We start from the raw sequence: 8,467 nt of genomic DNA, 5'->3' as shown, positions 1-8,467 counted from the left end.
CATGAGGAAGGCGGCACGCTCACCGAGCTGCGCCTGCCCCACGGCGCCCGAGGAGACCAACATGAGTGACGAAATCCAAGTCGAAGGCGAAGAACTGCCGCATTTGTTGCTGGTAGATGACGACGCCACCTTCACCCGAGTCATGGCACGGGCCATGAGCCGCCGCGGCTTTCGTGTCAGCACCGCGGGTTCCGCCGAGGAAGGCCTGGCCCTGGCCCAGCAGGACCTGCCGGATTTCGCCGCGCTGGACCTGAAAATGGACGGCGATTCCGGCCTGGTGCTGCTGCCCAAGCTGCTCGAGCTCGATCCGGAAATGCGTGTGGTGATCCTCACCGGTTATTCGAGCATCGCCACCGCAGTCGAGGCGATCAAGCGCGGCGCCTGCAACTACTTGTGCAAACCGGCCGACGCCGATGACGTGCTGGCCGCGCTGCTCTCCGAGCATGCCGACCTCGACAGCCTGGTGCCGGAAAACCCGATGTCGGTGGACCGTCTGCAATGGGAGCACATCCAGCGGGTCCTGACCGAACACGAAGGCAACATCTCCGCCACTGCCCGCGCCCTGGGCATGCACCGCCGAACCCTGCAGCGCAAGTTGCAGAAGCGCCCGGTCCGTCGCTGAACCGCGACTGAACGAATGTCCTCGGGACGCGTGAAAAGATGAGCCGATCCACTATGATCGGCTCGTTGCCTGTCCCTATCCCAATCGAGCCTTGATGATGAATCAGAACGCTGAATATTCCGCGGTCAACGATACTGTGCGCGGGCAGTTTTTCCGTCGGGTCTGGGAAATGACCACGCCCTACTGGCGCAGCGAAGAGAAGGGCAAGGCCTGGTTGTTGCTGTTCGCGGTGATCGGCCTGACCCTGTTCAGCGTGGCGATCTCGGTGTGGATCAACAGTTGGTACAAGGACTTCTACAACGCCTTGCAGAAGAAGGACGAAGCGGCGTTCTGGCACTTGATCCTGTATTTCTGCGGGATTGCCGCGGTGGCTATCCTGGCCGCCGTCTACCGGCTCTACCTGACCCAGATGCTGACGATCCGCTGGCGGGCCTGGCTCACGGAAAAACACTTCGCCCGCTGGCTGGGCCACAAGAATTACTACCAGTTGGAGCAGGGCGGCTACACCGATAACCCGGACCAGCGGATTTCCGAAGACCTCAACAGTTTCACCACCAATACCCTGGGGCTGGCCCTGGGCCTGCTGCGCACCGTGGTCAGCCTGGTGTCGTTCTCGATCATCCTGTGGGGGGTGTCGGGCAGTATCGAAGTCTTCGGCTACACCATTCCCGGCTACATGTTCTGGTGCGCGCTGGTGTATGCCGCGGTCGGCAGTTGGCTGACGCACCTGATCGGGCGCCGCCTGATCGGCTTGAACAACAACCAGCAACGTTTCGAGGCGGACCTGCGTTTCTCCATGGTCCGGGTACGGGAGAACGCCGAGAGCATCGCCCTGTACAACGGCGAACCGAACGAAAACAAGCGCCTGAGCGGCCGTTTCGGCATGGTCTGGCACAACTTCTGGGACATCATGAAAGTGTCCAAGCGCCTGACCTTCTTCACCTCGGGCTACGGTCAGATCGCGATCATCTTCCCCTTTATCGTCGCGGCTCCACGTTACCTGACGGGCAAGATCGAGTTGGGCGAGCTGATGCAGATCAACTCGGCCTTCGGCAACGTGCAGGAGAACTTCAGCTGGTTCATCACGGCTTACTCCGACCTCGCGGCCTGGCGCGCCACTTGTGACCGTCTGCTGAGCTTCCGTCAGGCGATGAGCGAAAACGAAGAGCGGCCGCCGGCCATCGATGTGCAGAGCCAGGGTGAAAGCCTGCAGGTGCATGACCTTGGCCTGGACCTGGCGGATGGCCGGCACCTGCTGGCCGGCGCGCAGATGACGGTGAGCCCTGGCGAGCGCCTGATGCTCAGCGGTCGCTCCGGCAGCGGCAAGAGCACCCTGCTGCGGGCGATGGGGCGGCTCTGGCCGGCTGGCCACGGCAGCATCCGCATGCCCAGCCAGCGTTATCTGTTCCTGCCGCAGAAACCTTACCTGCCGATTGGCAGCCTGCGCGAAGCCTTGAGTTATCCACAGTCCGGCGACACCTACCCACCCGAGCGTTATGCACAGGTGCTGGAGACTTGCCGCCTGCCCCATCTGGTGGCGCGCCTGGACGAGAGCAATCACTGGCAGCGCATGCTGTCCCCGGGTGAACAGCAGCGCCTGGCCTTTGCCCGGGCGTTGCTCTACGCGCCGCAGTGGCTGTACATGGACGAAGCCACCTCGGCCATGGACGAAGAAGACGAAGCGACTCTGTATCAGGCGCTGATCGACCAGTTGCCGGGGTTGAGCATCGTCAGCGTCGGCCATCGCAGCAGCCTCAAGCGTTTCCACCCGCGGCATATCCGCATCGAGCGCGGGCATCTGGTCGACCAGGCGGTGACGGCGTAGTCAACAGTCCACGCACGCGCCGTAGCCTCGCCCAGGGGCTGCTGACCGTGCTGTTGGAGCGAATTCGCAATCCTGCCGGACGAGAGTCATTGCCTGGGCAGGCTTTATCGCGGGCAAGTCGGATCGCCGCCCGCTCGCTCCTACGGAAGCAATGATCGTCTTCCGTAGGAGCGAAGCTTGCTCGCGATGCTTTTAGCGGCCGTTGAGAATCGAACGGTCCACCCTCACAGCCAGTGGCCCGGCACCGGGCTTGGCGTCGAAGGCGACACGTCCTTGCTTGTCTACGGTCGCTCGCGCAATCGGAGCGCCGTTGCGCAGCAGTTCCAGGGGCGCGCCCTGCAGGGATTGGCCGGAGGCCAGCTCTAGCGTCAGATTGATAGCCATGTCGATGTCCTTATCAGGCGTTGCGGTCGATGTAGGTGGAGGCGGTTTTGTCGAGCGAGGCGATCAGTTCCGGCGAGCCGCCGCGGAACTGGCGGAAGAGGTTGCGTCCGCTGGAGCTGTTGCCCGTGTCCACCGGCACATTCAGCGTGGGCTGGAAGCGTCCGCTCAGTTCGGCGTAGGCGGACCAGGGGCCGATGTACGACTCGTTCAGGCCGTTGGTGTAGCTGAAGGCGTAGCGCACGGCATGGCCTGGCAACCAGTTGGGCTCGCTGGGTGTCTGGCTTTGCCAGCCATCGGCCTGGATACTCGGGGCTAGCGTCGGCGCCTCCAGGTAACCCGCCGGCTTGTTGGGCTTGTAGTCCTTGAGCAGCAGGTAGGTGCTCCAGCCCCACCAGTTGTCGATGGTTTTGGTGTCGTTCAGGTTGTTCACGTCACTGCGGCGCAGCGCCTTGTCGCCCTGCATGACGAACAGCGGTGAGAAGTTGCCGCTCTTGGCCGCGTTCAGGTCCGGCAGCAGCTTCAGCGCCGTGAAGTTGCCGGGCGTCGGCGCCGTGCCGCTGAGGTAGCTGTCGAAGATATCGTCCGCCGAGCGTTGTACCGCCAGCTTGACCTGCTTGCGGTTGGTGCTGTCGATCGTGTCGAAATAACGCTTGTCGCCATAGGCATGCCAGCGGTCGCCCTGGGCATTGCTGACGTTGAGGCCGAACTTGCTGTCTTCGTCGTGCATGAAGCGGGTGATGAGCGAACCCAGGTCGCTCGGGGTGACCACCGCCGCCAGTTGCTTGCGCGGTACCCGCACATGGCCGGCGGAGAACAGGTCGGTGAGGAAGTGATCGGCGAAGGCGTTCATGGCGTAGGCCAGTTCCAGTTGCTTCTCGTCCGCGTTCTTGTGGGCCAGTACCGCTTGCTGCAAGGCGGCGGTGTGCCCGGCGAGGTACGCCAGCAGTGCCCATTCACCGAAATGGTCGGCGTTGTTGGCCGCCAGCTTCAGGTAGCGGCCCAGGGGGAACAGGGCCGAGGCGAAGCTGCCGCCGCCGGTGATCTTGTTCCACTCTTCGGACAAGGTATCGCCCAGGGCGTCATAGGCCTCGTGAGGTTGCCTGCCGTCCTTGATCGCCTGGTTGGCGGCGGCGATTTCCTTCTGCATCACCGCCAGGATCTGCTTCGCCTCGTCCTTGGCTGCGGGCAACACAGCAAGCGAGTTGAACGCGGCGGTAAAGCGCTGCAGGCGATCCGTTGGTGTCGCGCCTTCGCAGATCGGCTGGTCGGGGATGCCATAGAAGTCGCCGCCCAGGGCCACCACCTGGCCGTAGGTCAGGGCCAGGCCGTTGGGCAGGTGCAATTCGACCTGCCAGGCCGGAATGGCGGGCGCGCCCTTGACGAAGCGCAGCAGGGTGGCATCGCCGATAGCGGTGTGCTCGCCACCCTCGAAGCGCAACTGGGGCAGGGCCTTGAGGTTCTTGCCCGGGGCCGCGGGGAGAATCCCGGGCTTGTGGTACTTGATGGTGTGATGGCCGTCGGCGATCAGCACCAGATGGTCGCCGTCACCGGAAATGGTGATGCCGTGCTCGCTGAAGAGGCTGTCCAGATCGGCGACGATCTGGCCTTTGCTGTGCAGCTGTTCCCGCTGCTGAGTAGGTAGACCTGACATTTCTAGCTCCTTGATATGTCATGGGTATTTCAAAATATAACTGTATGTATATACAGTTGATTTCGAGAATAAAGCAAAATCCTGACGCGTCAAGCAGGTATTTTTTGCAATGCATTTTGGCGGCGGGCGACGAATATGCGGTCGCATCGACCGCATACACTGAAATTGCCACGGCCTGCCTGTAGCCGCTGCCGAGCCTGCGATCGCCCGCGCAGCGGGCGTGGCTTTTGAGCACGGCGCGCTTATCATTAGCCCCCTAACGACAGGCTCAAGGTTGACCCGGCATGCTGGCCATTTTTCTCGAAACGCTGAATATCACCGCGCCGGTCTTCGCCATGTTGTTTCTCGGGGTGCTGCTCAAGCGCATCGAGTGGATCAACGACGGTTTTATCCACACCGCGTCGTCCCTGGTGTTCAACGTCACCATGCCGGCGCTGCTGTTCCTCGGCATTCTCCACGCCGACCTGCATTCGGCGCTCAAGCCGGGGCTGCTGATCTATTTCGCCGTGGCCACCCTGGCCAGCTTTGCCTTCGCCTGGGGCTGGGCGATCTGGCGTTGCCCGCGGGAAGACCGGGGCATCTATACCCAGGGCGCGTTTCGTGGCAACAATGGGGTCATCGGCCTGGCACTGGCGGCCAGCCTGTATGGCGACTACGGGATCTCCCTCGGGGCGATCCTCGCTGCGCTGGTGATCCTGTTCTACAACACCCTGTCGACCATCGTCCTGGCGGTGTACAGCCCGGTGATCAAGTCCGACCCGTGGAGCATCTGCAAAAGCGTGGTCAGCAACCCGTTGATCATCAGCGTCCTGGCGGCGAGCCCCTTCGCCATCTTCCAGATCGGCCTGCCGAGCTGGCTGGAAACCTCCGGCCAGTACCTGGCGCAGATGACCCTGCCGCTGGCGCTGATCTGCATCGGCGGCACCCTGTCCCTGGCGGCGCTGCGCGAGAGCGGCGACCTGGCGTTGAGTTCGAGCCTGGTGAAAATGCTCGGCCTGCCGATCATGGCCACCTTTGGGGCCTGGCTCTGCGGGTTCCGTGGGCCGGAGTTGGGGATCCTGTTCCTGTATTTCGGCAGCCCGACTGCGGCGGCGAGCTTTGTCATGGCTCGGGCGGCCAATGGCAATCATGCGCTGGCGGCGTCGATCATCGTCATCACCACGCTGATGGCGGCGGTGACCACCAATATCGGAATCTTTTTGCTGCAGTGGGGCGGGTGGATCTAGGGATTTCTTTGTAGAAGCGAGGTTTGCCCGCGAGCGGTGTATCAGACAAAACGCTATCGCGGGCAAGCCTCGCTCCTACAAGGGGGGATCATTCGGGTTTCTGGTAGGTATCGATCACTTCCTGGGCGGCGCGGAATGCGTCGATCGCCGCCGGCACACCGGCGTACACCGCGCAATGCAGCAGCGCCTCGCGAATCTCTTCCACGGTGCAGCCGTTGTTCAGGGCCCCGCGGACATGGCCCTTGAGCTCCTGCGGGCACTTGAGCGCGGTCAGGGCGGCGAGGGTGATCAGGCTGCGGGTTTTCAGCGGCAGGCCTTCGCGGTTCCAGACGCCGCCCCAGGCATGTTCGTTGACGAACTCCTGCAACGGCTGGCTGAACGCGGTGGCGTTGCCCAGGGCGCGATCGACGAAGGCGTCGCCCATTACCTGGCGGCGCACTTCCACGCCCGGCTTTTTGTTCTCGGTCATTGCGCTTCCCCTTTCTTGTGTTGGCGGCGCCAGGCCCGCAGCGAACTGAACAGCAGGAACGCCACCAGCACTGGCAGGACGAAAAACAGCATCAGGTCTTCCAGCTTGCCGGCCAGGGGCATGCCGGTGGTGAAGGACACCACGTGCAGCCCATAGGCCAGGTACAGGCCGAGAAACAGCAGGCCTTCGGCCCGGGTCACCCGATACCCCGAATAGAACACTGGCAGGCACAGCACGGCGACGCCGAGCATCACCGGCAGGTCGAAGTCCAGGGCATTGGGCGAGACCGACAGGGGCGTCGGCGCCACCAGGGCGGTAAAGCCCAGGACCCCCAGCAGGTTGAACAGGTTGCTGCCGATGACGTTGCCCACGGCGATGTCGCGCTGGCTGCGCAGCGCTGCGATCAGCGAGGTGGCCAGGGCGGGCAGGGAGGTGCCGACGGCGACTATGGTCAGGCCGATGATGCGTTCGGACAGTCCCAGGTCGGTGGCGACTTCCACCGCCGCCTCGACCAACAGGTGGCCGGCGAATACCAGCAGGAGCAGGCCGCCGGCCATCCACAGCAGGCTGCTCAGCCAGTGGGCACGGGGGGCGCCCTCGTGGGAGTGCGGGCGGACTGCATGCCGCGACTGGCGCAGTAGCAGGACCAGGTAGAGGACCAGGGTGGCCAGCAGTATCAGGCCGTCGAGGGGCGTCAGCGCTTCGTTGTAGGCCAGGGCGAACACCAGCAGGCTGGCGAAAATCATCAGCGGGATGTCCAGCCGCACCAGCTGGCGCGATACCCGCAGGGGAATGATCAGGGCGGACAGGCCGAGGGTGACCAGGATGTTGAAGATGCCGCTGCCGATCACACTGCCGACGGCGATATCGGTGTTTTCCGCCAGGGTGGCTTGCAGGCTGACCGCCATCTGCGGGGCGCTGCTGCCGAAAGCGACGATGCTCAGGCCAATGATCAATGCCCGTACATGCAGGCGGGCGGCGAGGCGCACCGCGCCGCGGACCAGCAGCTCGGCGCCGGCCACCAGCAGGACCAGGCCACTGAGCAACTGCAGGACGCTGAGCAGCGGTAAGTCGGTTAGTCCGAAAATGGTCAGGGCTCCGTGGGTCAGTCGCTGAGGGCTTGCACGCGAACTTTCGCGGTGCCGTTGCGGATCATACCCAACTGTTGCGCGGCGGCACGGGACAAATCGATCAGGCGGCCGCGGGTACGCGGGCCACGGTCGTTGATCCGGACCACGACGCTCTTGTCGTTATTGAGGTTGGTGACCTTGACGCGGGTGCCGAACGGCAGCTCGCGGTGGGCGGCGGTCATGCCGTGCTGGTTGAAGGGTTCGCCACTGGCGGTGCGTTTGCCGTGGTGCTTGGCGCCGTAATAGGACGCGGTGCCGGTCTGGTCGTAACCCCGAGGGTCGATGACATGGCTGGCGCAGCCGGCCAAGAGGGAGAACAAGGCCAGGCAGGCCAATAATTGCTTCATCGATCGGGACCCCGGATACAAATGTAGGAGCGAACTCGTTCGCGATTGCGTTTCTCTATGACAACGCATTGCGCACAAATTCGCTCCTACAGGGGCGGGCCGCTCGCGATCCGCCTTCGGCACCGCCGTCAGCCTTCGAGCTTGCTCTTGAGCAGTTCGTTGACCTGTTGCGGGTTGGCCTTGCCTTTGGAGGCTTTCATTGCCTGGCCGACGAAGAAACCGAACATCTTGCCGCGCTTGGCTTCATCGGCTGCGCGGTACTGTTCGACCTGCTCGGCGTTGGCCGCCAGCATTTCGTCCAGCACGGCGGAGATGGCGCCGGTGTCGGTGACTTGCTTGAGGCCGCGTTTCTCGATGATCTCGTCAGCGCTGCCTTCGCCATTGGCCATGGCTTCGAACACGGTCTTGGCGATCTTGCCGGAGATGGTGTTGTCCTTGATGCGCAGCAGCATGCCGCCCAGTTGCTCGGCCGAGACCGGTGCCTCGTCGATGTCCAGGCCCTGTTTGTTCAACAGGCTGCCCAGTTCGACCATCACCCAGTTGGCCGCCAGCTTGGCGTCGCCGGCGATGCTGGCGACCTGCTCGAAGTAGTCCGCCTGCTCGCGGCTCGAAGCCAGCACGCTGGCGTCGTAGACCGACAGGCCGAACTGCTCCTGGAAGCGCTCGCGTTTCTGCGGCGGCAGTTCCGGCAGGGTGGCGCGTACCTGGTCGAGGAACGAGTCCTCGATGACCACCGGCGAAGGCCATGACGACCTGCCGGGGCTGATCGCCCGGGTGGTGGGGCGCAACCGGCTGGCGTTGTGCGCCAGCCCG

At 63.6% G+C, this 8,467-nt stretch carries 8 protein-coding genes and 1 pseudogene; 3 read left to right on the top strand and 6 right to left on the bottom strand.

The features are described from left to right. The first annotated feature begins 61 nt into the window (after positions 1–61). Both ACQKQA_RS28770 and ACQKQA_RS28765 read left to right on the top strand, forming a co-directional pair. Complete coding sequence (locus ACQKQA_RS28770) at positions 62–622, top strand: response regulator transcription factor (protein WP_044461201.1); 561 nt, start codon at positions 62–64, stop codon at positions 620–622. A 97-nt stretch (positions 623–719) separates the two neighbouring features. After that, the gene (locus tag ACQKQA_RS28765) at positions 720–2,447 is read left to right on the top strand and encodes an ABC transporter ATP-binding protein/permease (protein ID WP_427564592.1); all 1,728 of its coding nucleotides are present in this window, start codon (positions 720–722) and stop codon (positions 2,445–2,447) included. A gap of 192 nt (positions 2,448–2,639) precedes the next feature. Here the strand turns inward: ACQKQA_RS28765 and ACQKQA_RS28760 are convergent, their stop codons facing one another. Next, positions 2,640–2,831 (bottom strand): hypothetical protein, encoded by a 192-nt coding sequence (locus ACQKQA_RS28760; protein ID WP_427564591.1) that lies wholly within the window; start codon positions 2,829–2,831, stop codon positions 2,640–2,642. Between the two features lie 13 nt (positions 2,832–2,844). Continuing rightward, positions 2,845–4,482, bottom strand: coding sequence for a phospholipase (locus ACQKQA_RS28755; RefSeq protein ID WP_427564590.1), 1,638 nt, complete (start codon positions 4,480–4,482; stop codon positions 2,845–2,847). 284 nt (positions 4,483–4,766) lie between these two features. Between ACQKQA_RS28755 and ACQKQA_RS28750 the strand changes: the two genes are divergently transcribed. Next, the gene (locus ACQKQA_RS28750; protein ID WP_427564589.1) at positions 4,767–5,708 is read left to right on the top strand and encodes an AEC family transporter; all 942 of its coding nucleotides are present in this window, start codon (positions 4,767–4,769) and stop codon (positions 5,706–5,708) included. A gap of 88 nt (positions 5,709–5,796) precedes the next feature. On the opposite strand, the gene ACQKQA_RS28745 is transcribed toward ACQKQA_RS28750, so the two are convergent. From ACQKQA_RS28745 to ACQKQA_RS28730, 4 genes and pseudogenes are all read right to left on the bottom strand, one after another. Then, the gene (locus ACQKQA_RS28745; protein ID WP_427564588.1) at positions 5,797–6,177 is read right to left on the bottom strand and encodes a carboxymuconolactone decarboxylase family protein; all 381 of its coding nucleotides are present in this window, start codon (positions 6,175–6,177) and stop codon (positions 5,797–5,799) included. Further along, the gene (locus ACQKQA_RS28740; RefSeq protein WP_427564593.1) at positions 6,174–7,229 is read right to left on the bottom strand and encodes a calcium/sodium antiporter; all 1,056 of its coding nucleotides are present in this window, start codon (positions 7,227–7,229) and stop codon (positions 6,174–6,176) included. The genes ACQKQA_RS28745 and ACQKQA_RS28740 overlap by 4 nt, the downstream gene beginning before the upstream one ends. Positions 7,230–7,282: 53 nt before the next feature. Further along, on the bottom strand, positions 7,283–7,654 hold the full coding sequence (locus ACQKQA_RS28735; RefSeq protein WP_427564587.1) for a septal ring lytic transglycosylase RlpA family protein: 372 nt from the start codon (positions 7,652–7,654) through the stop codon (positions 7,283–7,285). Between the two features lie 128 nt (positions 7,655–7,782). Continuing rightward, positions 7,783–8,467, bottom strand: a pseudogene (locus tag ACQKQA_RS28730) (hypothetical protein); the annotation flags it as partial.

Source organism: Pseudomonas sp. NPDC089530 (assembly GCF_050280705.1).
In the GTDB taxonomy this organism is placed as follows: Bacteria; Pseudomonadota; Gammaproteobacteria; order Pseudomonadales; family Pseudomonadaceae; genus Aquipseudomonas.
Note: the sequence above shows the minus strand (reverse complement) of the source record. Positions and strands in the feature narration are given on the sequence as shown.